General features: G+C 62.2%; 29 protein-coding genes. 6 read left to right on the top strand and 23 right to left on the bottom strand.

The features are described 5' to 3' along the window. Positions 1-31: 31 nt before the first annotated feature. The 15 genes from AC6JA3_RS03795 to mpaB all read right to left on the bottom strand — a co-directional run bounded on the left by AC6JA3_RS03795 (position 32) and on the right by mpaB (position 11,928). Positions 32-415, bottom strand: a complete 384-nt coding sequence (locus AC6JA3_RS03795; RefSeq protein ID WP_026546978.1) for an ArsR/SmtB family transcription factor — start codon at positions 413-415, stop codon at positions 32-34. Further along, a complete protein-coding gene (locus AC6JA3_RS03790) occupies positions 387-1,661 on the bottom strand; it encodes an MFS transporter (protein WP_347782607.1) in 1,275 nt (424 codons plus the stop codon). The genes AC6JA3_RS03795 and AC6JA3_RS03790 overlap by 29 nt, the downstream gene beginning before the upstream one ends. Positions 1,662-1,776: 115 nt before the next feature. Next, a complete protein-coding gene (locus tag AC6JA3_RS03785) occupies positions 1,777-1,962 on the bottom strand; it encodes a hypothetical protein (protein ID WP_347782606.1) in 186 nt (61 codons plus the stop codon). A gap of 30 nt (positions 1,963-1,992) precedes the next feature. Then, positions 1,993-2,676, bottom strand: a complete 684-nt coding sequence (locus tag AC6JA3_RS03780; protein WP_347782605.1) for a hypothetical protein — start codon at positions 2,674-2,676, stop codon at positions 1,993-1,995. A gap of 1 nt (position 2,677) precedes the next feature. Continuing rightward, positions 2,678-3,427, bottom strand: a complete 750-nt coding sequence (locus AC6JA3_RS03775; protein WP_347782604.1) for a hypothetical protein — start codon at positions 3,425-3,427, stop codon at positions 2,678-2,680. Continuing rightward, entirely contained in the window at positions 3,424-4,134 is a 711-nt protein-coding gene (locus AC6JA3_RS03770) for an ABC transporter ATP-binding protein (RefSeq protein WP_497919903.1), read from the bottom strand. Before AC6JA3_RS03770 ends, AC6JA3_RS03775 begins: the two co-directional genes overlap by 4 nt. After that, positions 4,131-5,816 (bottom strand): daptide biosynthesis intramembrane metalloprotease, encoded by a 1,686-nt coding sequence (gene mpaP / locus AC6JA3_RS03765; protein ID WP_347782602.1) that lies wholly within the window; start codon positions 5,814-5,816, stop codon positions 4,131-4,133. The genes AC6JA3_RS03770 and mpaP overlap by 4 nt, the downstream gene beginning before the upstream one ends. Further along, positions 5,813-7,003, bottom strand: coding sequence for a YcaO-like family protein (locus AC6JA3_RS03760; RefSeq protein ID WP_347782601.1), 1,191 nt, complete (start codon positions 7,001-7,003; stop codon positions 5,813-5,815). The genes mpaP and AC6JA3_RS03760 overlap by 4 nt, the downstream gene beginning before the upstream one ends. Beyond that, entirely contained in the window at positions 7,000-7,818 is an 819-nt protein-coding gene (mpaM, locus tag AC6JA3_RS03755; protein WP_347782600.1) for a daptide-type RiPP biosynthesis methyltransferase, read from the bottom strand. The genes AC6JA3_RS03760 and mpaM overlap by 4 nt, the downstream gene beginning before the upstream one ends. Positions 7,819-7,903: 85 nt before the next feature. Then, positions 7,904-8,041, bottom strand: coding sequence for a daptide-type RiPP (locus AC6JA3_RS03750; protein ID WP_155854089.1), 138 nt, complete (start codon positions 8,039-8,041; stop codon positions 7,904-7,906). 44 nt (positions 8,042-8,085) lie between these two features. Beyond that, positions 8,086-8,211, bottom strand: a complete 126-nt coding sequence (locus AC6JA3_RS03745; protein WP_256378406.1) for a daptide-type RiPP — start codon at positions 8,209-8,211, stop codon at positions 8,086-8,088. A 45-nt stretch (positions 8,212-8,256) separates the two neighbouring features. Then, positions 8,257-8,400 (bottom strand): daptide-type RiPP, encoded by a 144-nt coding sequence (locus AC6JA3_RS03740; protein WP_155854090.1) that lies wholly within the window; start codon positions 8,398-8,400, stop codon positions 8,257-8,259. After that, positions 8,397-9,620 carry a daptide-type RiPP biosynthesis dehydogenase gene (gene mpaC, locus AC6JA3_RS03735; protein WP_347782599.1) on the bottom strand — a complete coding sequence of 408 codons (1,224 nt, stop codon included), beginning with the start codon at positions 9,618-9,620 and terminating at the stop codon, positions 8,397-8,399. Before mpaC ends, AC6JA3_RS03740 begins: the two co-directional genes overlap by 4 nt. Further along, positions 9,617-10,906 (bottom strand): daptide-type RiPP biosynthesis aminotransferase, encoded by a 1,290-nt coding sequence (mpaD, locus tag AC6JA3_RS03730; protein ID WP_347782598.1) that lies wholly within the window; start codon positions 10,904-10,906, stop codon positions 9,617-9,619. The genes mpaC and mpaD overlap by 4 nt, the downstream gene beginning before the upstream one ends. After that, entirely contained in the window at positions 10,906-11,928 is a 1,023-nt protein-coding gene (gene mpaB, locus AC6JA3_RS03725) for a daptide biosynthesis RiPP recognition protein (RefSeq protein ID WP_347782597.1), read from the bottom strand. Before mpaB ends, mpaD begins: the two co-directional genes overlap by 1 nt. A gap of 199 nt (positions 11,929-12,127) precedes the next feature. On the opposite strand from mpaB, the gene AC6JA3_RS03720 reads away from it, so the two are divergent. After that, positions 12,128-12,607, top strand: coding sequence for a hypothetical protein (locus tag AC6JA3_RS03720; RefSeq protein ID WP_347782596.1), 480 nt, complete (start codon positions 12,128-12,130; stop codon positions 12,605-12,607). Between the two features lie 21 nt (positions 12,608-12,628). On the opposite strand, the gene AC6JA3_RS03715 is transcribed toward AC6JA3_RS03720, so the two are convergent. The 3 genes from AC6JA3_RS03715 to AC6JA3_RS03705 form a co-directional block, all read right to left on the bottom strand. Then, positions 12,629-13,114 carry a DUF6301 family protein gene (locus tag AC6JA3_RS03715; protein WP_347782595.1) on the bottom strand — a complete coding sequence of 162 codons (486 nt, stop codon included), beginning with the start codon at positions 13,112-13,114 and terminating at the stop codon, positions 12,629-12,631. Continuing rightward, entirely contained in the window at positions 13,111-14,673 is a 1,563-nt protein-coding gene (locus AC6JA3_RS03710) for a TY-Chap domain-containing protein (RefSeq protein ID WP_497919902.1), read from the bottom strand. Before AC6JA3_RS03710 ends, AC6JA3_RS03715 begins: the two co-directional genes overlap by 4 nt. Positions 14,674-14,734: 61 nt before the next feature. Further along, on the bottom strand, positions 14,735-15,229 hold the full coding sequence (locus tag AC6JA3_RS03705) for a DUF6301 family protein (protein WP_035761074.1): 495 nt from the start codon (positions 15,227-15,229) through the stop codon (positions 14,735-14,737). 357 nt (positions 15,230-15,586) lie between these two features. Here AC6JA3_RS03705 and AC6JA3_RS03700 point away from each other — a divergent pair, with 357 nt between their 5' ends. Further along, on the top strand, positions 15,587-16,006 hold the full coding sequence (locus tag AC6JA3_RS03700) for a hypothetical protein (protein WP_026542034.1): 420 nt from the start codon (positions 15,587-15,589) through the stop codon (positions 16,004-16,006). Positions 16,007-16,069: 63 nt separating this feature from the next. Here AC6JA3_RS03700 and AC6JA3_RS03695 read toward each other — a convergent pair whose 3' ends face one another. From AC6JA3_RS03695 to AC6JA3_RS03685, 3 genes are read right to left on the bottom strand one after another with little or no spacing between them, the layout of a single operon-like run. After that, positions 16,070-17,392, bottom strand: a complete 1,323-nt coding sequence (locus AC6JA3_RS03695) for an MFS transporter (RefSeq protein WP_347782593.1) — start codon at positions 17,390-17,392, stop codon at positions 16,070-16,072. Further along, a complete protein-coding gene (locus AC6JA3_RS03690; protein WP_347782592.1) occupies positions 17,389-18,981 on the bottom strand; it encodes an acetate--CoA ligase in 1,593 nt (530 codons plus the stop codon). The genes AC6JA3_RS03695 and AC6JA3_RS03690 overlap by 4 nt, the downstream gene beginning before the upstream one ends. Before the next feature lie 17 nt (positions 18,982-18,998). Further along, positions 18,999-19,763 (bottom strand): enoyl-CoA hydratase/isomerase family protein, encoded by a 765-nt coding sequence (locus AC6JA3_RS03685; protein ID WP_347782591.1) that lies wholly within the window; start codon positions 19,761-19,763, stop codon positions 18,999-19,001. Between the two features lie 115 nt (positions 19,764-19,878). Here AC6JA3_RS03685 and AC6JA3_RS03680 point away from each other — a divergent pair, with 115 nt between their 5' ends. The 4 genes from AC6JA3_RS03680 (at position 19,879) to AC6JA3_RS03665 (ending at position 22,801) form a co-directional block, all read left to right on the top strand. Beyond that, on the top strand, positions 19,879-20,772 hold the full coding sequence (locus tag AC6JA3_RS03680) for a LysR family transcriptional regulator (RefSeq protein ID WP_347782590.1): 894 nt from the start codon (positions 19,879-19,881) through the stop codon (positions 20,770-20,772). Positions 20,773-20,899: 127 nt separating this feature from the next. Continuing rightward, the gene (locus AC6JA3_RS03675) at positions 20,900-21,436 is read left to right on the top strand and encodes a type IV toxin-antitoxin system AbiEi family antitoxin domain-containing protein (protein WP_497919901.1); all 537 of its coding nucleotides are present in this window, start codon (positions 20,900-20,902) and stop codon (positions 21,434-21,436) included. Next, positions 21,433-22,293: a nucleotidyl transferase AbiEii/AbiGii toxin family protein gene (locus AC6JA3_RS03670; protein ID WP_347782589.1), complete on the top strand. Its 861-nt coding sequence runs from the start codon at positions 21,433-21,435 to the stop codon at positions 22,291-22,293. Before AC6JA3_RS03675 ends, AC6JA3_RS03670 begins: the two co-directional genes overlap by 4 nt. Before the next feature lie 259 nt (positions 22,294-22,552). Beyond that, positions 22,553-22,801 (top strand): hypothetical protein, encoded by a 249-nt coding sequence (locus AC6JA3_RS03665; protein WP_347782588.1) that lies wholly within the window; start codon positions 22,553-22,555, stop codon positions 22,799-22,801. Positions 22,802-22,847: 46 nt separating this feature from the next. Here the strand turns inward: AC6JA3_RS03665 and AC6JA3_RS03660 are convergent, their stop codons facing one another. Together AC6JA3_RS03660 and AC6JA3_RS03655 are read right to left on the bottom strand one after the other, a co-directional pair. Continuing rightward, entirely contained in the window at positions 22,848-23,597 is a 750-nt protein-coding gene (locus AC6JA3_RS03660; protein ID WP_347782587.1) for a ThuA domain-containing protein, read from the bottom strand. Beyond that, on the bottom strand, positions 23,598-24,701 hold the full coding sequence (locus AC6JA3_RS03655) for a Gfo/Idh/MocA family protein (protein ID WP_347782586.1): 1,104 nt from the start codon (positions 24,699-24,701) through the stop codon (positions 23,598-23,600). Positions 24,702-24,718: the final 17 nt, after the last annotated feature.

Raw genomic sequence — 24,718 nt, 5'->3', positions numbered from 1 at the left:
CGGAGGATCCAGCCTGCACCTGGAGGTGCCTTTAGTCGTGGAGAGGTTCCCCGGTAAGGCGGTGGTCGGCATGATTGACGGTTTCCCTGATCAGCCGTATCAGGTGACCGTCATGCAATGAGTAAATGACGTGACGCCCATCCTTGCGGGTGTCCACCAACCCGCTGAGGCGCAGTTTCGCCAGATGCTGGCTGATCACGGTCCGTGGTGCCCCTGCGACATTGGTGAGCTCGGTGACAGTCTTAGGACCGTCCGCGAGTTGCCAGAGCAGGTGCAACCGGGTCGGTTCGGCTAGCATCCGCAGGGTCTCAGCGGCGGTGTTCAGCAAAGCCGGACCTGGGATGATCTCGTGAACAAGTGAAGATTCCCCGCGCCCGGGAGTGGCATCAGGTGTTGGACTCGACTGGGCGGTCATTGGTCTGCTCCTTGGCGTTGGGTTCTGTTGCCGGCTTACCGGGTCTTGGCCAGGAAAGGAACGCGGCAACGGCGCCCATAACGCCGATAGACGTCAAGGCTGCAGCAGCCCAACCCAATCCCGCGGTGGCCCCGATCCAACCTGCCAGCGGATATGTCAGGATATAGCAGGCATGGGACAGGGAGAACTGGGCGGTAAAAACGTAGGAGCGGGTTTCGTCTGTTGACGCATCGCGCAGCAGCCGCGATGACGGGGTCAGGATAGTGGAGTTCGCAGCTCCCAGCACAAACCACAAGGCCAGCAGGAACCACCACCCCGCCCCGGCAACCCCGGCAGCAGTCACGATTGTCGCCACGGCCAAAGCTGCGGGGATCAGCGCGGCTCCGGTGAGCATCACGGCCCTGTCCCCGAACCGGTCCAGGAACCGTGGAGCACTGAGAGCAACCAGCATGGAACCGACACCGAAGCAGGCCAGGGCAAGCGCCAGATCCGAGTCCGGCCGGTGCAAAACGTTCCGGACGTAGACCACGGTGTTGACCAGAACCAGAGCCGTCGGCGCGGCAACCACCAGGTTTAAGGCCAGCAAGGATCGCAGCCGCCGGTTTCGCCAGAAGATCCGGGTACCCAAGGTAGTCCGGTGCCAAAGCGACGTGGCCGGCGATCCAGTCCCTGTGGCTCCCCTGGGCAGGTTTGTGAGCGCCACGAGCAATGCGGAGAAGAGGAATCCGGCGACCGTGCCCACGAAGAGGTTGTTGTAGCTGGTTACGGTCAGCAGCAGCGCTGCAAGGGCAGGGCTTACCAATGCTTCCATGTCATATGCCAGACGGGACAGCGACAAAGCCCGGGTGTAGTCCCGCTCAGCGGTCAGGATGGTCGGAATCAGAGACTGGAAGGCCGGAGTGAACGTCGCCGAGGCCGACTGCAGCAGGAAGATCACCACGTAGATCTGCCACACCTCAGTGATGAAAGGCAGGCACAACGCCATGGCGGCCCGGATCAGGTCGGCCCCGATCAGCACGCGCTTCTTCGGCAAACGGGCAACCAGGGCATTGATCACCGGCGCCAGTCCCACGTAAGCGAGCATTTTGATTGTCAACGCGGTCCCGATCACGCCACCGGCGCTACTCCCGGCCAGATCGTAGGCCAAGAGGCCAAGAGCAACCGTAAGAAGGCCCGTGCCAATCAGCGCCACAATCTGGGCGGCGAACAATTGCCGGTACGTCACGTTCCGCAGAACCGCTAGCATCTACCCATCCTTTAGGTGCACACGTACATATATGTGCACCTATTGTAATAGACTCAGGCTCGTCCCCGTGCCTCCGGTCGGGGATTCTTGGGTGGGTGACAGATCTCGCGCCCCGTCAAGATGGCCGGTTGTTCCTGGTCTCCCGACTGTATTTCCACACCATCACCAGCGAGGCCGCTCCGATGATGACTCCGGAGAGCACGGACCACGGCGATTGGCCCGTGCCGGTAACGAAGATCGAGACTGAATAGGCGGCGAGCACCAGGGCCAGCAGCAGCCAGATTAGGGGTTTGCGATTCATTTTTATCTTCCTTCGAGAAGGGTTGAACAGTCAGGCGAGGTCGCGCTTGTGGAAAATGAGGAAGGCTACTGCCAGGACTACTAAAAGCCAGGCTGCAGCCTCGGCGAAAGAGCCCCAGGCCGGTATGTTGACAGTTGCTTGGGTGGCCCAGTCTGCCGCCAGGACGGGAAAGAAGCGGGAGTCGGGCCCCAGCAACATCTCGGGAAGCAGCAACGTAAGGGGGACCGCGAACAGGCTCACCAGATGATTGCGGATGAGCGACCCCGCGGCGAACCCCCAAATTGATCCCATACCGGCAATCCCCGCGAAGGCCGGCCAAGCCGGCAAACCCAACTGCCACGCTTCATCCAGTAGTTTCCCTGCCAGGAAAAAGATCAGGCCAATGACCGCACCGCTGACCAGCGCTGCCAGTGCTGTAGCTGCTGTCCGGCCAAGGAACACAGGCCCTCGTTGGAACAGCAAGACCCGCCGGCTGAAGCTTCCTGTGCGGAAATCAGCGGTGAAGGCAAAGGAACCCACCACTGCGGACCCCGTCAATGTCAGAGTCAGGCCCGCTTCCATCAGTGGTCCGCCGAGGCTCGCCAGCGTTGGCCCGGCTTCCAAGGCAGCTGCAAGAACCATCAAGGCCATAAACCCCAGCACCAGTGCGGCCCCCACCGCCGAACCTTTCCACAGCCACGGCCGTCGCAGCTCTGAGAGGAATGCGGGACCCACGTCAGAGCTCCTTTCGGCGGAGGGACCACGCTGCGCAAAGGCCCACGGCAAGCAGCCATCCAAGGGACACGAAGAAAGCCGGAACCGGTTCAAGCAAGCCTTCAAAAGGCACGGAAGCTATTCCTGCCAAGGCGCCGGACGGAAGCCAGCGGGCCATGTCCGGAGCGTTCGCCAGGAGGGGCAGTTCGACGGCGAGTGGAATTACCAGGGTGATGATCGTCGTCGCGTAGTAGTGCTGAAAGATCCACCCCAACGAGCAACCCCAGACGGCGGCTACAGCGGAGGCCACCACTACCCCCGGCAACTGTCCCAAGGAATCGGGGGCCAGGAGTTGCGGCGCAACGTCAGGTGGCAGCGAGAACGCGATGGTCCCACCCCACACCACGAGTCCCGTTAACAGGGTGCCGATTCCCACTATCACCGCAGCCACGTATTTGCCCGCCACCACGTTCGCCATCCCCGCTGCCACCACCGTGCGGCGAAGCGTCCCGTAATAGGCTTCGCGGGTGACCAGATAGCTCCCGGCGAACGTGGCCACCGGCGCAATACTTGCGGCCAATGACCAGAAGATCTGGATGTTGTCTGAAACCGACAAAGCACCCGAGCTGTCCGGCCATCCCAAGAAGTTGGCCACGAACCACGGCACCAAAGCACTGAACGCCACGATGCCCAGGATGGAGTACCCGCTGACGAACCTCAGAAGCTCGGATCGGACTCCGCTGGTCACAGCGGCGAAGGCTCCGCTGCTCATTGGGCACCCGCCAGGATCTTGAAGTAGGCCGCTTCAAGGCTGCCACCGCCCAGCACTTTGGCTTCCTCGAGGGTCCCGCGGAACAGGACCTTCTGTTTGAGGATGACAACCTGGTCTGCCACTTGCTCCAGTTCCATCAGTTGGTGGCTGGACACCAGTGCGCTTCCCCCGGCAGCGGCGAACTCCCGCAGGAAACGCCGCAGCCACTGAATGCCCTCCGGATCCAGTCCGTTGGCGGGCTCGTCCAGAACAAGCAGCCGAGGATTACCTACCAACGCGGAGCCGATGCCCAAGCGTTGCTTCATGCCCAGCGAGTAGTCGCGGACCTTTTTGTTGGCCTCGTCAGCCAGACCCACTTGTTCCAATACACGCTCCACACTTTCCCTGCCCACTCCCGCAGCGAGCTGGCAGATCTGCAGATGCCGGCGGCCCGTCAGCCCTGGCTCCACATCCATCCCGTCCAGGTTCACGCCAACCCTGATGGCAGGCCGCCGGAGGGATCGGTAGCCGACGCCGAACACCGTTGCCTTGCCGGAGGTCGCCTCCAGCAATCCTGTGAGGCCCGCGAGCGCGGTGCTTTTCCCGGCGCCGTTAGGGCCGATCAGTCCAACCACCCGTCCGGCTGGGACATCGAACGTCAGATCCTCGACGACAAGACGCGATCCCCTCTTCTTGCTGAAATGTTCAAAACTGGCGTGATTTGTCACGGCTGACCTTTCGTGGAGTCTGGGGGCGCCCCGGATTGCGCCCCGGTTTGCCCTGGCCACAAGGGCGAGGCGGTGATGGAAGCCCAGAGCCACTCCCCCAGGCGTATCTCTCGTTGGCTCAGTACTTCGGCCCGCCCGGCGGACGCAAGGTTGGTCCCCGAGACCAGTTCACTGGAGAAGGTCAGTACCGGCACGGGGTCACCGGGGAAGGCGACCGGGACCAAAGTGTCCAAGGGTGCCATGGAGTTCGACGGCGACTGGTCACCGATGGTTGCCCGGCCCAGGTTTTCGTGGATGATCATCCCCTGCGATTGCAAGGTGACCTGGTCTCCGGGCGCCAGAACGCCGGAAGGCCCTTGGACCGGCATCACGATCTTCAGCTGGCCGCCTTGGTAGGTGTAGCCCGCTACGGTCACCGCCCTGATAGGAATGATCACCAGCAGCACCCCGATGGTCAGCAACCCGAGCATCACCACCAGGACCCGCCGCCAGCGTGGGCTTCCATTGTCTGCCGCAGCCCGAAAGAACCGGACCACTCCCCTGAGCGCCATCACCAACAGCAGGCAGAGGACCGCAAGGACCACCAGATGGCCTGCATAACCCAGCTGAAGGAAAACCGGCATCAGGCGCTGGTATCCGATCACCATGAAGGCGATCCCGGCAACGAAGCTTGCAAGGCCAAACCATGAAAGGTACCGGTCCCGTGCAGGCATGCGGCGGGATCCGAGGAGCCGGTAGCCGGCCACCTCAGCCAATGCCTCCAGCGCTTTCTTCCGAAGGTGCGGGATGTCCACGGCAGACATCAGGGCAACGTAACCGTCCAGCTTGATAAAGGGAAACAGGTTGAGCACGGCCACGGCGTAGCAAATGACGCCATAAAGGACTGCAGCGTCCTTCACCGGTGACTCGGGCAAAAGCACCTGTGCAGCCAGAACGATGCTGCCCAGGGCGACGTGCACCAAGGGTCCTGCGAGCGCCACGAGGACGCGTTGCTTCCTGGCACTCAGCCGCCACCCATCGGTCACATCGCAGAAGAATGCCGGTGAAAGATAGAACAGCATGATGCCTACGCGGCGTGGTGTCCCGCCGAAGTATGTGAGCGCCATGCCGTGGCCCAGTTCGTGCAGGAGCGTGGAGAAGAACATCGCCGCCACCACATACAGATACGCCTCCACCGGCAAGGGCGTGGAGAGGACCCGCCACATACTCGGGCCCGCCATGAACGCGCCCACCAGCCCGCCGAGAAGGAGGAGAAGTGCCACCACTGCGATACCTGGTCTTGCCATTACCGCCACCACCGGCCTGAAGAACTGGAGCAAAGGCGCAGGGTTGAACAAGGTGAACTGCACGGTCAGGGGCGGCCTGAACTGGACACGCGGCATCGCAACCGGCGCCGCACCGCCGTCGAATATTCCTGTGGGTGCCAACTGGCGGACGATGCCCGTGACGGCCTGCGCTGTCCAAGGAAACCCGAGGGAGAGCGCCACTTGGGCCGGATCCTTCCTGCCGTCCACCGCTTTCAGAACGGTTGCGACGTCGGCGGAAACCCGCGCTTTCGGCACACCGTTAATGGCCACAATCCAGGGACCGCTTTCCGTCAGCGGCGCATCGATGGATCCCGACGGGGCGAGCTTCACGGGCCACTCGACCACCCGGCCAGGGGGCGCTTTGAGCCGGTTCATATCAGTGGATGCGGGGTGGAGAAGTGACCGGGCAGGAACAGTCCTTTGGTCTCGTCCATGGTGAGTGGCACCGCTCCGGGGCACACCGCTTTGCCGGCCACCCATCCCATGTCGCGGACTGCCGCGGGAAGCCTGTGGCTGAGGCTCACCCAATGGGTTTGGATGTCCCTGCCTGCGAGGTATCCAACCAGACTCCCAACCTCCGGCGCGGGTTGAGTGGCCGGTAATCCGCCCGGCTGGAATGACTGTGTCCACCGGAGCAACCCGTCGATCACGGCAGGCGTGGCCCAGAAATCGGCACGGGAATCGTCGTCCGTCACGGCCGCCAAAGTCCGGGAAGCTGTGCGGGATTGGAACAGCTCCCGAATTTGGAGTCCCTCCTGGAGTGCTCCCCGCAAAGCAGAGACCGGATGGGCGGACGCTTTCAGCCCTACCGCAGCAAACTGGCCTTCGACGGCGATCACGCACACCGCGGTGACCAGCCGGCTGCTCTCTTGGGGGACGAAAGCCAACAACGGTTCGACGCCGGCAGCCCGCGCCGCGTCGAGGAGCAGAAGGAAGTTCCGGGCCTCCGGCGTCGTCCGCACGTCGTCGGGCAGTCTCGCCACATCGAAGCTGAGGAGCGGCGTCCGCTGGTGCCATGCCGCAAGGAAGGCATCCCGTTCCAGCACTTCCCCGATGCCTGCACACTGCGCAAAGTCCTCCGACGGCCCGGACGCTGCACCATTGGGAGAAGGATCGAAGAATCCGTCCCACGGATTCGCCTCGGCGTGGCCGGGGCAATAGTCCACCACCGGGGCGGGAACCTGCGAGGCCTTTCCGGTCAGAAGGTTGGTGGCCCGGTACCAGGGAAATTCGTAAGCGAGTGCCGACGGCCGCCCCAGTCCCGGGGTGATGAAGTCGATCCGCTCATCAACACTCCCGGCGGGAGCAACAAGATACTCCGCATCCGCGGGCGCCGGAGCCAACGCGAACCTCTCCACAGCTTCGCCCGCACCCCGGGTCATGGAGTCGCGTTTCCTGACGTCAAAGGCGCCGACGGCGGAGGCGAACCCGGGGAGCGATGCCCGCCCACGTGCCAGCACACCCGCCGTCCGCCACAGTCCAACCTCGTTGGGGACGTACACCGCCGATTCCGAGACCAGACCCATTGAGGGATCCAGGGTACGCACGGGATCGATGCTCATACGCCGCATACCCACAGTTCAATGTCGTTCAGCCCAGGGGTCCGCGTGGCGATGCGAACCTGCCTGCGTTCGAGGATCGCGAGGCCCCCTGCAGCGAGCTCCTCCTCAATGAGGCTGTTGCTGACAAAGGCAATATCGCTGGAGTAGGCCGAAGAGCGGTAGGTGCCGCCCTCGCCAAAGGTCACGTGGATCATGGTGACGTGGCGGGCACCGTTGGCGGGGTCCCGGCTTTCCGTGGTGATCAGGAACGAGTCCTTGCCCAGCGGCGAAACTGTTGTGCCGCCGTCGTTGTCTTCTGATGCGTGGTGGCTGTCCGCGTTCAGGACGGTCAGGAGAAAGCGCCCCTCCGGTGCCAGGCAGTCACGGACCCTTTGGAAGAGCGCGCGTCGCCCCGCCGGGTCCAGGAGGGTGATGGAACTGGCGCCGAGAACCACGCAACCGTATCCGCCGTCGAGCTCGAAGCCGGACATGTCGGCCTCCACCATGTCCACGGAGACGCCACGCGGATTGAACGCCTGGGTGTCCACCTTGGTCTTGAGCAGGGCGAGCATCTCCCGGGAAGAATCGACGGCGGTCAGCGGACGCCCCAGGGTCAGGAGGGGCCGGGTAATCCGACCGGACCCGGCAGCCAACTCAAGGATGGGTCCCACCGTTTTGCGGGCTGCGGTCAGGATCTCCGGCAGTTCCGTGAGGTCGTTGGCGGTGACGAGGTCATAAAGGCGGGACCCTGACACGCTGTACAGATCCTCGGGAGGATTCATGTGGCCCAGGATCCGTAGAACGGCGTCGGCGGTCTTGTCTTTTGCGGTGTTCATCAACTCGTGTTCTCCGGGAGGTTGAGAGTGGTGGCGGGATGCACGCGGGTGGGGGACGGAACGTGGCACCACCCGCGTGCACCGGCTATGTGGCGGCGATACCGACGACGATGCCGGCGATGATGATGACGTCACCAACCCGGATGTACCACGGTGTATCGTCCGGGGTGTCGAGGTTTTCGAGCTCTTCGATGGACAGCTGAAGCGGCGCGTTTGCGATCATTGGTTCCTCCTTTCTTGTCGCTATCTGGATGGTGTTGACAGGTCCTACGTGATGCTGACGGCGATGATGCCTATTGCGACTCCCTGGGAGACCCCGATGAACCAGTTCTGGAAGTCAGGGGTGTCCAGCGATTCGATCTCCTGGATGGAGATGTTGAGCTGTTTTTGCATGCGCGTTCACCTCCCCTCGCTGTTGTTGTGGCGTCCAAACGGGGATCAGGTGATGGCGACGGCGATCCCTACCAGTGCCAATCCGGCTGAAATGCCCTTGATTCGTTCGTCCCAGTCATCCGGGACATCCATGGGCTCGAGTTCCTGGATGTGGAGGTCCAGGCTCTTGAGTGCGTTTGCGCTGTTCATGTGTTCACCTCCTTTCCCCTGCCTGCTCGTGGATTTCCCGTGGGGGCTGGCAAGATGTGGGGTCCTCCTGCGGCGGCATGGAGGACGTGCTGGATCTGTGCGGCGTCGATCCCCCGGAGCATGGGAAGACCACCGCCCCAGTTGCGGATGGCAGCGTCTGTGGTGCGGACCAGGGTTTCCTCGGTGATGGTTTGGAGCCGGGCAATACCCCACTTCCACATCAGCTCTTCGATCCCCGGCCCGGGCTCGGGGTTCAGTGCGGGATCCGTCGCCGTCACCATGCTCCAGAGCCGGTTCAGCCGTGGGGCATCACCCCAGGCCACCGCGCCTTCGCCTATTTCCTTCCAGATGGGGCCCATCAACGACGCCGTCGCGGTCATCTTCCGAGCGCCCGTGACATAGGCGAGTTCGTTCGCGACGTACCAGTGCTTGGCACCGTAGGGGTTGCGTCCCATCAGGGCCCAGCCGGTGTGCGTTTCCATGCTGAGCCGGGCGGCGGCCAGTCTCAGCTCCGGGGAGTCCTTCCGGGACAGCTGCCGGCCCAGCCGCACGATCCGTTGAATGAGTACGTGGCCGTCGTCGTCAAAAATGCTGTGGTGGCTGCCGATCATGGTCCCGGCCACCCTCAGGAACGCTTCCAGCAGCCCCTCGAAAACCAGCTGTTGCGGCAGGGTGGCGAGGTGGCCGGCGTCGAGCAGTGCGGCGTCACCGGTCAGGTGTCGCGAGGCAATCAAGCGGCGTCCGACGGCGGTGTCCAGGCACGCTACGGCGCTGACTTCGGCGCCGGTCCCCACGGTGGACGGCATGAGAATGGTTTTTGGACGTTCTTTGGGATTCGTGAGCGGCGGGAGGACCAGTAGACCCGAACGCTTGGCGTGACGTTCGGCGAAGATGGCAAGGCTCGGGTCCGCAGTGAAAAGTGCTGCCAGCTTGACCGCATCCAGTACCGAACCGCCGCCGAGTCCGGCAACCGTTTGAAGCCCGTTTTCGCGGATGAAGCTGCCCACCGTCCGGACGGTTTCAACGGTGACCGGGGCCGCGCGCAGTTCCAGGACCGGAGCTCCTTTGAGGTTGCCGGCCAGCAGTTTGTCCCTGTGCGCTTCCAGATGGCTGTCCACCACCAACCCGGCCCGCCCCCGGGCCAGGCCACCGATGTACTTGGCTGCCGTGCCGTCGTCGAGAATCACGCAGCGGGTCCTCCACAGGTGGTCCGCGATCATGCGAAGATCCCGTCCTTTTCAGCCGCTGCCAGTCCGGCATGGATGGCCGTGCCCAGTTCTTCGAAGTTCTCCTCCGTGTAAATGAGGGCAGGCAGAAGTTGGATCCGTCCCGGCCCGGCCTGCACGATTGCACCGGCATCATGGATACGCCGGACCACGGCCAGTACACCGTTTGAGGACAGGGGCGTTCCGTTGTGTGAGCGCAGTTTGATGGCCCTCATGCAGCCCCGCCCTGATGAGTTGCCTATCCCCCGGGTGTTTTGCAGCTCCCCAATGAGGTTGTTGAGGCCGGCGGCCACCTGCTTGGTCAGGGTGTTGTGGTCCAGCCGTTTCATCTCGGCGATGGTGCCGAGGATCGCCGCGCACGTTGCCGGGGTACCGGCCTGGGTTTCGCCGTGAACGAAGACGGACTCGTTCTTGTCGAAGGTCTCCGTGACGCGCTGGGCGATCAGCAGGGCTGCGCAGGCGCTGGTGCCATTGGTCAGCCCTTTGGACGTGACGATGACGTCCGGCTGTTGGGACCATTTCTCTGACGCGAACCAGCCACTCACCCTGCCGAAACCAGTTGCTACCTCGTCTGCGACCAGGAGGAAGCCGTGCTGGTCACGGTGCTTGATGACCTCTTCAATGAAGGCATCCGGCACAGCTTCCGCACCCGACCCCAGAACGGGTTCCATGATGACCGCGGCAATCCTGTGGCCTTCCCTGGACATGAGCTGCGCCAGTTCCGCGCCGTCGTCGTCAAACCCGATATGGCGGATGTTCCGCCGGTCCACTCCGTACACGGCCTGTCCCAGCTCGTCACCGCTCAGTGCCTGGCTTCCATAGGTCAGCCCGTGATAGCTCCCTTTGAGCCCGACGATGAGTTTGCGTTCAGGCTGCCCGTCCAGGACGAAGTACTGGCGAGCCAGCTTCATCACGGCATCGTTGGCAGCACCTCCGGAGGTGGAGAAGATGACCCGGTGGAAGCTGTGGTCCGGCAGGCTCAGAAGGGCGTTGGAGGCTTCGATTGCCGTGCGGTGAGCTGTGCGGAAGAGCGGCAGATAGGACGCGGTGCGGAGTTCCCGGGCAACGGCTTCAGCGATGTTCTCGTTTCCATAGCCCAGGTTGGTGTTCCAGAGTCCGCTCTTGGCGCAGAGGCGTTGGCGGCCGTCTTCGTAGGTGACGTGGACGCCGTTGGCGCTGACTGCGGTATGACTTTTCCCTGCGAAGTCATGCTGGGTGATGAGGGGTATCCACAGCGGAAGTGGGGTCCTGGGGGTAGGAAGGATCGGCACGACAGTCATCAGTGGCCACCAACAATGTCGATACCGAGTTGCTCAAAGCGGTCCAGGACAGCACGGGCGGACTCCTCGGCGAGCGCGGCCGGAACGTTGAGCGCGGGCGCCACTGCTATGGCCGCTACCTTGACGTCCCGCAGGTTGGAGACGGCTTCGATAATGGCTGCGGCGTCCGGGCCGATCTTGAAGAGACGGCCGGTCCTGGGGTCCAGGAGGGTATGCTCGCTCCCCCGTTTCAGGATGAAGGGAGCATGCGCTGACGGCAGTCCGTCCCGCAGTGTGGCCCCGTAAAGGCTGGCTCCGAAACCCACCAGCTTGGTAGCGGGGCGGTCCTCGCGGGCGACAAATTTCCACGCGTCCAAGGCGGCCAGGTAGCGGGCGATCCACGGTTTGGCGGCCAGCGATTCGTAGATGTCCCAAGGGTAGTAGGCCGCGGCAACCGCCGACTCGGGCCGGAGGGCGATGGCCCTGACTCTCAGGTCTGGCAGCGCGTCACCAATGGCGCCGATTTTGGCCCCGTAGGGTCCGCTGAGAATCGAACCGTCCCAGGTGATGTGAAGCCGGGCCAGCAGGAGATTGTCCTTTGGTTGCCCATTCAGCAGTCCCCGCTCAGCCAGCACTGCGTTGACCTCGGTGAGCTGCTGCACGAAGTGCCCCGTACGGCAGGCTTCCTCGGCGTCGTCGAAGAAGGCTTGCCAATCCTCTTTGGTGGTAATCCTGACTACCGTCACACCCACCAGGTTCACGAACGGGATGGCCACATAGTCCTGGACTTCCAGGCTCAGTGTGCCGTCCACCAGGAGTTCTTCCCCTGCGACATCGAAGGATCCTGTGACGACCACAATGTCGGTATCCGTCCTGTCCCCGTTGAGGACCAGGACCGCGGAATCCTCATCGGCGAGGGTCTTCGCGTATTCCGTGTGGTCAGGATTCTCGACAAAAATGACATGGCCCCGGATACGCCCGGAAATGCCGGTGACCCACTGATCCACAGCGGCGGCAATGCTCTGTTGCTGACTCAGCTTCAATGACCCAACCCCCAATAGTTGTGCACTCTTCTCCGGAGCAGTCCCGGTGGAATTTCCGGGTGCTCGTTCTGAGAAGGACACTATGGGCGGGCAGAAGGGCCACAGGGCGGAAAGCGGAAACTAGGTGGTGAATCGGCCGAAATTAGGGGTGTTTTGGGGGCGTCTAGGTGGTGGTTTGGGGTGGCCTAGGTGGTGGCGGATGAGCCCATTTCAGGTGACTTCGCGCACCACGCGGGATTGGTTATGCTGGGCTTTCGACGATTGGGGACGTCAGAAGATGAAGAAAAGTTATGGCAAGAGTGCCAATGGCTACTGGTTGATTTTGGCCGGATCCTACGGCCTGACAATCAGCATGGCGGCTATGACCCCCATGCCCTGGCTGCTGCTGGTGGGTGCGATCTTCATCGTCTTCCCCGTGGTCGTGGGCGGGTTCTACGGGCAGATCGGACGCAAGGCGGAGCGCAAGCTTGTTTCGGACAGCCCCGCAATAGTCATGGCGACTACAGCTTTTGCTGTGGCGGGCATTCTTCTGCGCGGCTCGTCAATCGTGGTGTGGGCAGGACCGATCCTGGGTTTGGTCACCTTCATAGGCATGTATCTCTGTCTACGCCGATACGGACGCTTTCATCCGCCGGTTCAGGAGAATTCCTTGAGTGACGAGAGGATTCACACCCGCTGATCCAAGTGGGCGCCGGCGACGTCAGCGGTCGCCGAGTTTCCTTTCGATTTCCGCGCCCTGGGGTGTCTCGAATGTTGCCGAGAGACCCTTGGGGTTGAATCTGAACGTGACGCGGGCGCCGCCGTCGACGTTCCACCGTGCTGATGGGGTGTCCTTGAAATTCTGAAGTGTCGGTTTTCCCCACCTCGCTTGGCCTTCGCGAACCATGAGGGTGAAAGCATCATTGAGGAAATCAGTGGATTCCGACGTGATGTCCCGGATGGTGTCCGAGGTATCGAGGCTCATTGACCTCATGACGTTCTTGACTTCGATGGTCATGACGTCAGGGAACGTGAAGTTGGCAACTGTGTTCATCAGGTAAGACCTGCCGTTCTCGACTTCGGTGGTCCACCCGAACCGCTCCACAGCACGTTGTTGGGTCTCGGCCTCTGACAGCGGCCATGGGGCCGCGATCCAGAAGTCCATAACGTCGCAGACCTCGGCGGGAGGCATTGATTTCCAGGTCATGTGTTTCCCCCTTTTTCTTGGTTTTCGTTTTTTGCCCTCTCCAGCCAGACCCTCCAAGCGGAGTAGCTGAAAAAGTTGAAGTTGTACCCGGCCGCGGCAGCGGCATCCTTCAACGACTCACCCACCCTGAAAACGGGTCGACCGTCAGCGGCCTCCATTGACTGAACAATCTCGGCGTCGGTGGCATTGAGCAGGTGAATCAGGGGGTACGCCGCCCGGAAGGTCTCGAAACCGCCGATGAAATCCACCCAGTGGCCGCGTCCCCATCGAATCTCTGTGCCATTGGGGCCGACTTTTACATCAACCCCGGGCGCATCCTCAAAGGTGGCTATCTGCTTCTCCGGCCAGAGCATTCCCCGCACCAGGTCCAGGACGAAGGGCCGGACAGAGTCAGCCCGGGCCACTACTTTCGTTGGGTTGGAGCCGGCATGACGCAATTCCAGGGTGCCATCATCGGTCACCGCGATGACCTTCGTCCCCGCCAGGAACCTCCATTCCAGAACACCGTCAGGGTGGGTGAGCAGGCTCAGCTTCACCCGAGGGTTGATCGCCTTCGTGGGCGGGGTGCTGAGAATCTCCTCGACCAGAGGGTGGTCCAAGGAGCTGACCCATAGGGTGGGTTGGCGCTCCCGTTCCACTGTCCCCGTTGAGTCGAGTCGGTTCGAGTCCAGCCCCAGTCCGGGGAGTTCCAGGGAAGCAGAACCTGGATCCATCCCGGCTACCCGTTCCGCCGACCAAGTCTGTCCTGCCGGCATCAGTTCTGCCTCACGCCAGGCCCGATAGCTGAGGTCGTCCGGACTCTTGACGCCGTAGGAGTTTCGCAACGCGGCCACGCACCGCTCCGCGAGCTCACGGAACTCGGGGGTCAACGCCGGAAGCGGGAGGCCAGAGGACCAGTTCGGCTCCGCAACCCCGGGTGCCTGCCAACCTGCGTCCTTCAGCACGGACTCGACGGCGTTAGCCACGACATCTTTCCCCGGGGCCTCTGCGTCAAGACGGTCGCCCTGCCTCGCGAATTGCACATACCTGTTCGGGTACATGCTGGAGGTGATGATCAGAATGGCACGGTCCGTTAAGCCTCGGAGCGTTACTGCGAGCCTGTCCCGGAAATCGTTCCAGTCGAAGGTCGCCCGTTCGCTCGGTGTCCGCTCAGCCCAAGGCATCGGCACCCGCGTCCGGACAGTGCTGAACAAGAGGTCCGGGTCATCATGAGGGATATTCTTTTCCTGATCCCGGTCACGGGGATCAAAACCTTCAAACCCTTCGTCGCCTGCCGAGGGGTCCAGGCTGCTCACCAAGAATCCGTGTGGGCCACTCCGAAGGACTTCGATGATCAAGCCCCGGTACGTGCCACGATGCTTGACGTCATGGCACTCCAGCTGCTCCCCCGGACCGATCTCCCGGATGTATCCGTGCTTGCCCCAAGCACTGAAACCCGGCGTTGGCGTATCCGTCAACAACACCCAAGCATCTCCCCGGCGCAGAATCTGATACTCAACACCGTCAAGGACGGCATACTGTCCAGGCTTGATGAGCGATGTCGGCTGGTCCTTTTCCAAGGAATGATTCGACGCCGGACTGTTGGGGATGCGGGATTGGCGCCTTTTTGCGCTGGCCACGTTAGTCGCCCAGCTTCCGGTCGATCTCAACGCCCTGCGGAGTTTGGAACATCGCACTGAGACTCTTCGGGTTGCAGTTCAAGATGATGCGGGCGCCCGTGGGCAGATTCCAGCTTGCTGACTCCGCGCCGTCGGGTTTCCGCATTGCCGGCTTTCCCCAACGCTGCTGGCCTTCACGCACTATGAGCGCAAAATTGTCGCCAAGGAATTCGGTGGATTGGGGCGTGACCTGACGGATCACGTCTGAAACCCGGAGGTTGATATAGCTCAGGGACCCCTTGCTGCCTATGGTCGATACGTCCGGAATGGTGAATCCTGAAACCGTATTCATCAGATAGGAAACGCCGTCCTCCACCTCGATGCTCCAGCCGAAACGCTCGACGGCGAGGTTCTGCACTTCGTCTTTAGACAACGGCCAGTCTGCGGCAGCCCAGAAGTCCATAAGGTCACAGACCTCGGCTGGGGACATGGCTTTCCACGTCACCGGTTCTGTCATCTGTTCTCCCCCAAAGCACGAGCCTCAGATGGTTTCTCTGGGCATTTCTCCTCAGTGTAAAAGACGAGACCGACAGGTCATGACACGTAACTATAAATTTTTAGGCCCTCCGCGAGGACGAAACAGCGGCCAAGTAGCATCCCCCATGCGGCGTTTGCCGTGGGTCTGGCCAGCTCTGAACACCGAGGATACTGAACACCTAGAGCGGCGCTCCTGACCACTCATTTTGCCGATAATCGCCACCCAGAGGGCGCAAATCACCACCTAGTTTCCATGGATTCGACACCTAGTCACAAAATCCGGGGTTACGCTCCAAACGTCACTAACCCGAAGATGTGTGGAGCATGGAATGAAATCATGAAGCGTCTATACAGCGCTGTTTTACGGATAACCATTGCTGGCATGCTTTGTCTGGCTGTAGCCAGTTGTGACAACATCGCCGACCCTGACATGGCGCAGCGAGACTCCGTGGCACATGCCGTGGTTGACGCAGCCAGGGAAGGCGACATCCAGGAGCTTATTGGCCTCTCAGCGAATGACATGGAGGCCAGAGAGAATGCAGCGGAGATATTGGCTTCCCAGGCAGAATCGCTCCAAGGGGACGTCACCGTAACTTGGTCGGTAAGGCAGTCGCCCGATCATCAAGAAGCTGCAGTTACCGACGATGACGGTGACACGATCTCCTTCAGGCTCTCTTGGCTTCAGGCGAAGTGGTACCTGATCTTGGGAGAGGCGGGTCCACCAAAGTCTCCTGCTGCCAGCAAAGATCCGTCATAGCGATTGATGCCCTGGCGACCAAAATCTTTGAGTTTGGTCGCCAGAGCATCAAGCCAAACGAACTTACAGAACCGTGGTCCGCGACAGCGATAGGTCCTTGGTTTCCCGGAAGAACAGGACCACCACCACCGCCGACACCAATGCCATTCCCATCAGGTAGAAGGCCGGGGCCAGCGGTGAGCCAAAGCCCGCAACCAAGCCGGTGGCTACAAAGGGAGCCGTTCCACCGAACAGCACGTAGGCCAGTGTGTAACCAATCGCTGAACCGGATGCCCGGACCGACGACGGGAACATCTCCACCAGCGCCGGCACGTTGGACGTTCCGATCACGGCTACCAACGCACCCAGGACGCTCGTTCCCAGGATCGCGAAACCGAGGCCCAGGGGCATGATGGAGAACGCGGGAATGGTCATCACCACGAAGCCCACGCAGGCCACCAGCAGCATCCGTTTCCGGCCGTAGCGGTCACTGGCACGTGCAGCCAGGGGACAAACCGCTGTGTACACCAGCATGGTGATCACGCTGGTGATCATGGATTCGGCCGAGGAGTAGCCAAGGCTCGAGGTCATGTACGCAATCATGTAGCTGCTCATCAGGTAGTACGCGATCGCGTTGGTGATGCTGTAACCGAAGAGAGTGAAGATCTGGCGCGAACACATGCGGATGGCATCGCCCAAAGGCCTCTTTGCCACTTCACCCGTCTTCTCAAGACCACGGAACACGGGGGTGTCGTCAACCTTTGACCGTATATACAGTCCGATTAGGCCCAGCGGCGCAGCCAGAAGGAAAGGAATCCGCCAACCCCAAGCCTGCAGATCAGCAGTGCTCAACGTGGAAGTAATCGCCACACCCAGCAGCGCACCGGCAACCGAAGCCAGTCCGACAGTGGCGGGGATGATGCTGGCGTACGTTGCCCGCTTGCCTTCCGGAGCGTATTCGACGATGAAGGCCGATGACCCCGTGTACTCGCCACCGGTTGTGAAGCCCTGAACCGCGCGGAACAGGAAGAGGAGGATCGGAGCCCACACGCCAATCACCGCGAATGTCGGCAGGATCCCGATGCAGAACGTCGCCGCGCTCATGATCACCACGCAGAGGCCGAGCATCTTGTTCCGGCCAATCCTGTCACCGTAGCGTCCAAAGAAAGCCGCCCCGAGCGGCCTGGCGATGAAGCCGCCGGCGAAGATCGCCCACACGGCCAGGAGTGACGCCGTCGTGGAGTAATCCGGGAAGAAGAGCTTCGCAATGGTGACGGACATGACTGCATAAGCCGCGGAGTCGAACCATTCGACGAAATTTCCGACGGCGGCTGCCGCGGCTACGCGCTTGAGGCTGCGCCGCGGGGAAGAGTCGGTGCCAGCTACTTTCTGGGTCATCGTATTCATGATTGTTGTCCTGCGAGGCGGGGAGAGGCTACAACGTGTGGGAGTTCGCGGAGCTGGGCCCGCTGGACTTTTCCGGTGGCTGACTTCGGCAGCGCGGAGACGTATTCAATGAATCGCGGGTACGCGAAGCGGGAGAAGTTCTCCTTCACGTGCGCCACGATGGTTTCGCTCAGTTCTGCTCCCCCAGCGTGACCGGGCATCAGTTCGATCCAGGCCTTGATGGACTGGCCGCGGAGCTCGTCGGGCACACCGGTGACGGACACGTCCCGCACGGGAGCGAGCTCACGAATGACTGCCTCCAGCTCATAGGGTCCAACGCGGTAGCCGGACGTTTTGATGACGTCGTCGGTCCTCCCCAGGAACCAGAAGTAGCCGTCGTCGTCCGCGTAGGCCTGGTCTTTGGTGTGATACCAGCCGCCCCCGAATGCTGTGGCGGACGCCTCCGGCATGTTCCAGTATCCCAAGGGAAATTGCGGGTTGGAGCGCGCCCGGAGGCAGACCTCACCGGTCTCGCCTGCGGGGACTTCATGTTCGTTTTCGTCCAGCAGGCGGACCTCCCATCCAGGAAGTGGACGGCCCATGGAACCGGGCTTGACCGGCACGTCCGGATAGTTGCCCAGCAGCGGGTACGACTCCGTAGAACCGTAGTAATCCAGCAACGTCACCCCGTACTGCGCTTCGAACCACGTGATCAGGTCCGGCGTCAGCGGCTCATTGGACGAGCAAACCGTCCGCAGGGACAGCGGGAAGCGAGTGCCGGCGTCGGGCACGTCTTCGCGCATCTTGCGCAGGAACGTGGGGTTGACCAGCGCGCTGGTGACGCGGTGACGGCTCATGCTCTCCAGCAGGGCCGCGGGATCGAAGCCGCCGTGGGGCCGGAAAACCAGGTGCGTAGCGCCAAGCCGGAGCGGCCCCATGAGCTTGGCGAGCGACCATGCCCAGTCCCCCGCGCCGTAGAACACGTCGCCATCGCCGATCTGGTGGCAGTACTCGAACTCGTTGTGGCCCAAGAGGGTCCGGTGCGCGTGGACGATTCCCTTGGCCCGGCCCGTGGTGCCCGAGGTGTAGAAGATGAGGGCGGGATCGTCGGCTTTGGTTTCGACATCCTGGAATTCGGTGGTTGCCTCCTTGATGGTGGGGCTGTCGATGTCGATGAACGTGCCCTCATAGTCCTCAAAGAGGTGCCTAGCCGACTCCTCGGCGATGATCACCGAAGCACCGCTGTCCTCCAGCCGGAAGCGGATCGGCTCCGCAGCCCAGAGCAGGGACATCGTAACCAGGATGGCGCCGGTCCGGAGCACACCGAGGTACGCAGCCGGGGTGTCGGAACGTTGGGGCAGCAAGACGGCGACGCGGTCGCCCTTCTTGATGCCGGCCTTTTGCAGGGTGGCGGCGATCTGACGGGAACGGTCCTGGATTTCGCCCCAGCTCACCTCTCGTTGACCTTCGACGGCGGACTCCAGGATGAGCGCGCGCTTGTCCCTTGGGTGCCGGTCGGCGACGTCGACGGCCATGTTGTAGAGCTCAGGCACCTCCCAGCGGTGGCTGTTCCGCAGTTCGGCGTAGCGGTCTTGGGTTGCGGTCTTCACGTTGGTATCCCGTCCCTTCAACGGCGGCCGGAGAGGAAGCGGGCCATTTCGCGCTGCGGTTCGCCGGTGCCATAGGCCTCGCGGTGCACGCGCTTGGCTTCTGCCATGGCATCGCTGAGGTCGTCGTCTTCCAGGCTGCGCAGCCGGTTCTTGGTCAGGCGGACCGCGCCCGGAGGAAGGAGGCTCAAGCGGGCGGCGAGGTCCTTGGCGTAAGCCAGCACGCCGCCGTCGTCCGCCAAGTAGTTAAGGAGGCCGAGACGCTGGGCCTCCGCAGCGTCCACCAGCTCGCCGGTGAGGACGAACTGGGAGGTCTTGGACTTGCCCAGGATGCTCCACATGGCCCAAATGCCGGTGATGCTGGGGATGCCTGAGAGGACTTCGGGCTGGCCCATGCGGACTTTGGAGTCGCCGACGCGGAGGTCCGCGAGGAGTGAGTACTGGAAACCGGAGCCGGCGGCGACGCCGTTTACCGCGGCGATGGTGATCTGGTCGAGGTTGCGGACGGCCCGGTAGAGGCGGTCAAAACCGTCGATCCATGCTTCCGCGGACTCGTGATCCTCGGGGTTCATGGACGCGGTCTCGGCCAGGTCCTGGCCGGCACAGAACGCGCGGCCGCTGCCGGTGAGGATGACCGTGCGGATCTCGTCGTTGACTTTGAGGCCTTCCAGGTAGTCGATGAGTTCGCTGCGCATGGCTTCGGTCCAGGCGTTGAGCTTGTCAGGGCGGTTGAGCGTGATAATGGCGGTGGGGCCGGTCTGTTCGAAGAGGACGTCCTGGGACATTGGGAGATTCCTTTGGTTCGGTGGGGCTTCTTGAGTCCCATCTGACCATCGGGGATTGTGACCCGTCTAACATCAATATCTACTCGGCTTGATACCAAACTGGTATGGTGCGGCGATGGACCTTCACCATCTCAAGTACTTTGTGGTGCTCTCCGAGGAGCTGCATTTCGGGCGTGCTGCCCAGCGCTTGCACATGGCCCAACCGCCGCTTTCGCAGCGCATCAAGGACCTGGAGAAAGAGCTCGGGGTGCAGTTGTTTCATCGGCGGCGTACCGGTGTGGAGCTGTCCGAGGCCGGCGCTTTGCTGCTGGAACACGCACGTGGGGTGCTGGAGCATGTGGCCATGGCGCAGGAGTCGATGCGGCGGATCCGGCCAGGCGCGTCGGGCATCCTGCAGGTGGCGGTGCCGCCGGACACGAACCCTGTTGCGCTGTCCACCATGGTCTCTTCGTTTGCTGCGTCTGCGCCTGACGTTCTGCTGAATTTGCACGAACTCACCACCGTTGAGCAGGTTGAGCGACTGCGCGACGGCGAACTGGACGTTGCGGTGGTCCGTCACCCTTTGAGCAGCGTGGGTTTTGAGTCAGGGCCACTGTACTCGCGGGCTCTTGGGGTGGTTCTGAATGCTTCGCATCCGTTGGCTTTATTGGATGCTGTGCCGCTGGGTGACCTGGCCGGAAATCCGCTGATCATCTTCCCGCGGCACATGGCCCCCACGTTGTACGACTCGTTCCTGCATACGTGCCGGGACGCCGGGTATTTGCCGGCGGCTATCGTTCACGCGCGGAATCAGCACTTCACGCACGGATTGATCATGGCCGGCCGTGGAGTGCACTTCAACGAGGAGCCGTGGACGCCACTGCCTCCGGGGATGGTGTGGCGTCCGTTGGTTGGTGATCCGCTGGCGTGGCGGACGTCGGCGCTGTGGCTGAAGAGCAGGCGGTCAGCCGAGACGGACGCGTTTGTTGCGGCCGTCGGGGCGGGGCTGGAGGCGGGTGGGCATGGGTAGTGGACTGCGTTGGCGTCCTCAAAGCAAGTTGCGGAGAGTCAAAATGATACCGTTTTCGGTATAGTCACGACATCAAAATTGGTTGCAAGAAATGGCAAAACAATACCGCCTACGGTATTGTTTTGCCATGAGGACAACATATCGCGACGTGCTGCGGGAGATCGCCTACGACAACCATGGTTATGTCACAACCGCGGATGCCGTGACCGCCGGCGTGCCTGCCGTCGAATTGCCCAAACTCACAGCCCGTGGCGGCCTCGATCACGTCGGATACGGCCTCTACCGCATGAGCGACATTCCCCCGACGGACGAAGATCAATTCGCCGAAGCGACATTGCGCGCGGGAGACGATGCCTACCTTCGCGGAGAATCCGTTCTGGCCCTCCTCGGGCTTGGGGACGTGAATCCTACAAAGATCACCGTTGGGACCGAACGTCGGGTCCGCCGCACAATGCCCCCCTATGTGAAAGTCACCAAGGCGCAGGCCGGAACGAAGGTTACACGCTACCGGGGGATCCGTGCCCAGCAGCTTAGCGAAGCTCTCCTCGAATGCCTTGGCCGAGTCCCAAGCACGCGACTGCGGGACGCGGCCGCTAAGGCCCGGACTGAGGGACTCCTGACGACGGCGGAGTGGAACCGGGTGCGGAAGGTGCTCTCCAAATGAGCTACGACACCCCGCCCCGGAATCTTGCCGCCCTTAACCAGCGGTTGAAGAACCTCGAGGTAGACGCAAGCCTCACCCTTCGCCGGCGGACGACGATGGCCCTAGTGGTGATCGGCCAGATGCTGCCCGAAGGTGCAGTAAAAGGTGGCAGTGCGATGGCGCTGCGATACGGCTCCGACACAAGGTTTACCCGCGACCTTGACGCCGCCCGATCAGGAGGACTGTCGAGCTTCCGAGCCGACTTCGAGGAGCGGCTAGCCCAGGGATGGGCTGGTTTCACTGGCCGGTTGGCCGAACGAAAAGCCCCGAAACCCAAAGGAATTCCCGCCCCCTATGTAATGAAGCCGTTCGATGTGAAGCTCGATTACGAGGGGAAGCCCTGGTGCACAGTGCCGTTCGAACTCGGCCACAATGAGATTGGCGATGCTGACGATCCCGATTTCACACTGGCGCCCAGCATCGTCGAGATGTTCACTTCTGTAGGTCTCCCTGCCCCAAGTCCAGTTGCGGTAATGCCGGCAGACCACCAAATCGCCCAAAAGATACACGCATCCACCGCATCCGGCAGCGACCGCGCCCGGGACCTTATAGACCTGCAGCTCCTGTGCTCTCGCGAGCAGCTGAACCTGGCGGCGGTCCGTGCCACATGTGTTCGTTTATTCGACTACCGAAAGGCCCATATTTGGCCTCCTATAGTGACCGAGGGAGCAGGCTGGGCGACCCTCTACGCCGAAGCTGCCGAGGGCCTCGACGTCGTACCTGATGTCGCTCCTGCAATCGAGTGGCTGAATAAATTCATCGCCGATGTTGATCAAGCGGCACCAAACGACCAGCAGTCACTCTCTGAAGTTGGTTGATCCCCGCCTCTGCCAATCGAATCTCCTGTCACCATCAGGCGTTTTTTAGAAAAGCGCGGATTCTTTCCCCGCAGTAGCCGTGGCCGACCGAAGATGCGATGCCGCCTCGGTCCCAGATTTCGCGGGTGACCTTCTGTAACCCCTCACAGACATGAAGTGGTACCTGATCTTGGGAGAGGCGACGACGTGACGGCCTGAAGACACGGCGTGAAATGGCTGGGCCCGATGCTCACCGGATCTGTCGGCATAGGATCAATCCATGGCTACTTCAAACAAGTCACTGCCAATTCGCCAGGGCCGCATGCAGAAGGCACTGGGGCTGATTTTCTGCGTGTCGATGGTGGGCCTCTTGGCTTCAATCTTCCTGACCGGCCGCAACCCGCTCTTCCCGGGGATGTCGGGGCCACTGCTGGTGCTGTTTTTCTTCCTGGCCGCCGCAGGCAGCGTTTTCGGACTGGCAATCATCAGGTCCCGACGAGCTGCCACGCAAATTGCAGACAAAAGATAAGCTCCGCCGGGCCGCTTTGTCGTAGCCGGCCATCCAGCCCGAGGTCCTACGCCTCCTCGAACCACCCCCGCGCAGGATTGGAAACCTCCGGCGCCTCCCGGAACACACCCGGCTGCGCAACCCAGCCGACACCGTTGGCGATGACCTTCTGGATCTGCGGCTGGTGGTACACGGGGTATTCCTGGTCGCCGGGGCTGAAGTAGAAGATCCGGCCCTTGCCGCGGGAAAACGTCACGCCGGAGCGGAACACCTCTCCCCCGGTGAACGAGCTGATGAAGATCAGGTCATCGGGCTCCGGAATGTCGAACAGCTCGCCGTACATTTCCTGCTGGGGAATCACAATCGGGCTTTCAATTCCGGCCGCGATCGGGTGCGAGGGCTTGACCGTCCACACCAGCTCGCGTTCGCCTTCGTTGCGCCACTTCAGCGAGCACGTGGTCCCCAACAAACGGGTGAAGATCTTGGCGAAGTGGCCGGAGTGCAGCACCACCAAACCCATTCCGCCCAGGACGTGCCGCTGCACGCGCTCCACCACTTCGTCGCTAACTTCCTCATGCGCAATGTGCCCCCACCAGAGCAACACATCGGTCTGTGCAAGGACTTCTTCGGAGAGTCCGTGCTCGGGATCAGCGAGGGTGGCTGTGGAGATTTCAGAGTCCGGGTAGAAGCCGCGGAGTCCGGCGGCGATGGCGCCGTGAATGCCTTCCGGGTACATCTCGCCGATGGTTGCGGGCTCGTTGCGGGCCTCGTGGACGGCCTCGTTCCAGACAACAATCTTCAATTTCGCATCAGTCATTTAGAGCACCACTTCACGTTGTTCGAGGGCGGATTTGTAGCAAGCATCGAGTATCAGCGCGCGGCTCAGGGCAAGCGAACCGTCATGGCTTCCCCACACAGTTTCGCCACCGCGCACGGCGGTAATGAAATCGTCGACGACGGCCTGGTGGGCTCGCCCGGGTTCGGCCACCACTTCGAAGTCCGCGTTCTCGCCGTCCTTCTCGGTGAAGACGTGCACGTCCGCCACTGGGTTCTCGGAGGCGCCCACCGAGCGCAAGTCTGCTCCGCCGTCGGTCCCGTAAACGGTGAAGTCCATCAGGTCCCGTTCGTCGCGGTAGGTGGCCCAGCCGGCTTCGAGGATCAAGGTACCGCCGCCTTCCAACCGAATGAACGCCGATGCGAAGTCTTCCACTTCAAACTTATGGCTGGAGTTCGAGGCTGTGTAGCGGGCGTTGCCGCCGAGGCCGCGGGGGCCGAGTTCGGAGTGCGTTGAGGCCGAGACCGCCAGGACCTTCGGCTCCCCCAGCAGGTGCAGCGAGTAGTCCAGCACGTGGACGCCGATATCAGCCAGCGGACCGCCACCGGCGAGCTCAGGATTGGTGAACCAGCTGCCCAGCATCGGGATCCCTTGGCGTCGGAGCCACGATGCCTTGGCGTAGTACGGACGTCCCAGCGTGCCGGCGTCGATCACTTCCTTCAGCGCCTGGATGTCGCCGCGGCGGCGGTGGTTGAACGCGACGTCCAGCACGCGGCCGGCCTTTCGGGCGGCGTCCACCATCTGTTGACCCTCGACGGCGTTGCGCGCGATCGGCTTCTCGCTCAGCACATGCAGGCCCCGCTCAAGCGAAGCAATCGCGATGGGTGCATGCAGGAACGTGGGGACGGCGACGCTAACGGCGTCGAGGTCCTCAAGCTCAATCATGTCCTCCCAGCGGGCGAAGGCATGAGGGATGCCGTACTCCTCGGTCAGCTGGGCGAGAAGCTCTTCTTCCATGCCGGCGACGGCAACAATTTCGACGCCGGGAATGTTGCTGTATGCCTTGAGGTGCTGCTGGCCGGCCCAACCGATGCCCACAACTCCTACCTTGAGGGTTGCGGACGGGGCCTGCTGCTGAATGCTCACGTTGTTCCTGTTCTTTG

The organism is Arthrobacter sp. TmtSoilC79, assembly GCF_059739405.1.
Note: the sequence above shows the minus strand (reverse complement) of the source record. Positions and strands in the feature narration are given on the sequence as shown.

What these genes read in the sequence shown, in the direction of transcription:
- AC6JA3_RS03795 (WP_026546978.1), bottom strand. Translation starts at nt 415, where the DNA reads ATGACCGCCCAGTCGAGTCCAACACCTGATGCCACTCCCGGGCGCGGG.
- AC6JA3_RS03790 (WP_347782607.1), bottom strand. Translation starts at nt 1,661, where the DNA reads ATGCTAGCGGTTCTGCGGAACGTGACGTACCGGCAATTGTTCGCCGCC.
- AC6JA3_RS03785 (WP_347782606.1), bottom strand. Translation starts at nt 1,962, where the DNA reads ATGAATCGCAAACCCCTAATCTGGCTGCTGCTGGCCCTGGTGCTCGCC.
- AC6JA3_RS03775 (WP_347782604.1), bottom strand. Translation starts at nt 3,427, where the DNA reads ATGAGCAGCGGAGCCTTCGCCGCTGTGACCAGCGGAGTCCGATCCGAG.
- mpaP (WP_347782602.1), bottom strand. Translation starts at nt 5,816, where the DNA reads ATGAACCGGCTCAAAGCGCCCCCTGGCCGGGTGGTCGAGTGGCCCGTG.
- AC6JA3_RS03760 (WP_347782601.1), bottom strand. Translation starts at nt 7,003, where the DNA reads ATGAGCATCGATCCCGTGCGTACCCTGGATCCCTCAATGGGTCTGGTC.
- mpaM (WP_347782600.1), bottom strand. Translation starts at nt 7,818, where the DNA reads ATGAACACCGCAAAAGACAAGACCGCCGACGCCGTTCTACGGATCCTG.
- AC6JA3_RS03750 (WP_155854089.1), bottom strand. Translation starts at nt 8,041, where the DNA reads ATGATCGCAAACGCGCCGCTTCAGCTGTCCATCGAAGAGCTCGAAAAC.
- AC6JA3_RS03745 (WP_256378406.1), bottom strand. Translation starts at nt 8,211, where the DNA reads ATGCAAAAACAGCTCAACATCTCCATCCAGGAGATCGAATCGCTGGAC.
- AC6JA3_RS03740 (WP_155854090.1), bottom strand. Translation starts at nt 8,400, where the DNA reads ATGAACAGCGCAAACGCACTCAAGAGCCTGGACCTCCACATCCAGGAA.
- mpaC (WP_347782599.1), bottom strand. Translation starts at nt 9,620, where the DNA reads ATGATCGCGGACCACCTGTGGAGGACCCGCTGCGTGATTCTCGACGAC.
- mpaD (WP_347782598.1), bottom strand. Translation starts at nt 10,906, where the DNA reads ATGACTGTCGTGCCGATCCTTCCTACCCCCAGGACCCCACTTCCGCTG.
- AC6JA3_RS03720 (WP_347782596.1), top strand. Translation starts at nt 12,128, where the DNA reads ATGAGCCCATTTCAGGTGACTTCGCGCACCACGCGGGATTGGTTATGC.
- AC6JA3_RS03715 (WP_347782595.1), bottom strand. Translation starts at nt 13,114, where the DNA reads ATGACCTGGAAATCAATGCCTCCCGCCGAGGTCTGCGACGTTATGGAC.
- AC6JA3_RS03705 (WP_035761074.1), bottom strand. Translation starts at nt 15,229, where the DNA reads ATGACAGAACCGGTGACGTGGAAAGCCATGTCCCCAGCCGAGGTCTGT.
- AC6JA3_RS03700 (WP_026542034.1), top strand. Translation starts at nt 15,587, where the DNA reads ATGAAGCGTCTATACAGCGCTGTTTTACGGATAACCATTGCTGGCATG.
- AC6JA3_RS03695 (WP_347782593.1), bottom strand. Translation starts at nt 17,392, where the DNA reads ATGAATACGATGACCCAGAAAGTAGCTGGCACCGACTCTTCCCCGCGG.
- AC6JA3_RS03685 (WP_347782591.1), bottom strand. Translation starts at nt 19,763, where the DNA reads ATGTCCCAGGACGTCCTCTTCGAACAGACCGGCCCCACCGCCATTATC.
- AC6JA3_RS03680 (WP_347782590.1), top strand. Translation starts at nt 19,879, where the DNA reads ATGGACCTTCACCATCTCAAGTACTTTGTGGTGCTCTCCGAGGAGCTG.
- AC6JA3_RS03675 (WP_497919901.1), top strand. Translation starts at nt 20,900, where the DNA reads ATGAGGACAACATATCGCGACGTGCTGCGGGAGATCGCCTACGACAAC.
- AC6JA3_RS03670 (WP_347782589.1), top strand. Translation starts at nt 21,433, where the DNA reads ATGAGCTACGACACCCCGCCCCGGAATCTTGCCGCCCTTAACCAGCGG.
- AC6JA3_RS03665 (WP_347782588.1), top strand. Translation starts at nt 22,553, where the DNA reads ATGGCTACTTCAAACAAGTCACTGCCAATTCGCCAGGGCCGCATGCAG.
- AC6JA3_RS03660 (WP_347782587.1), bottom strand. Translation starts at nt 23,597, where the DNA reads ATGACTGATGCGAAATTGAAGATTGTTGTCTGGAACGAGGCCGTCCAC.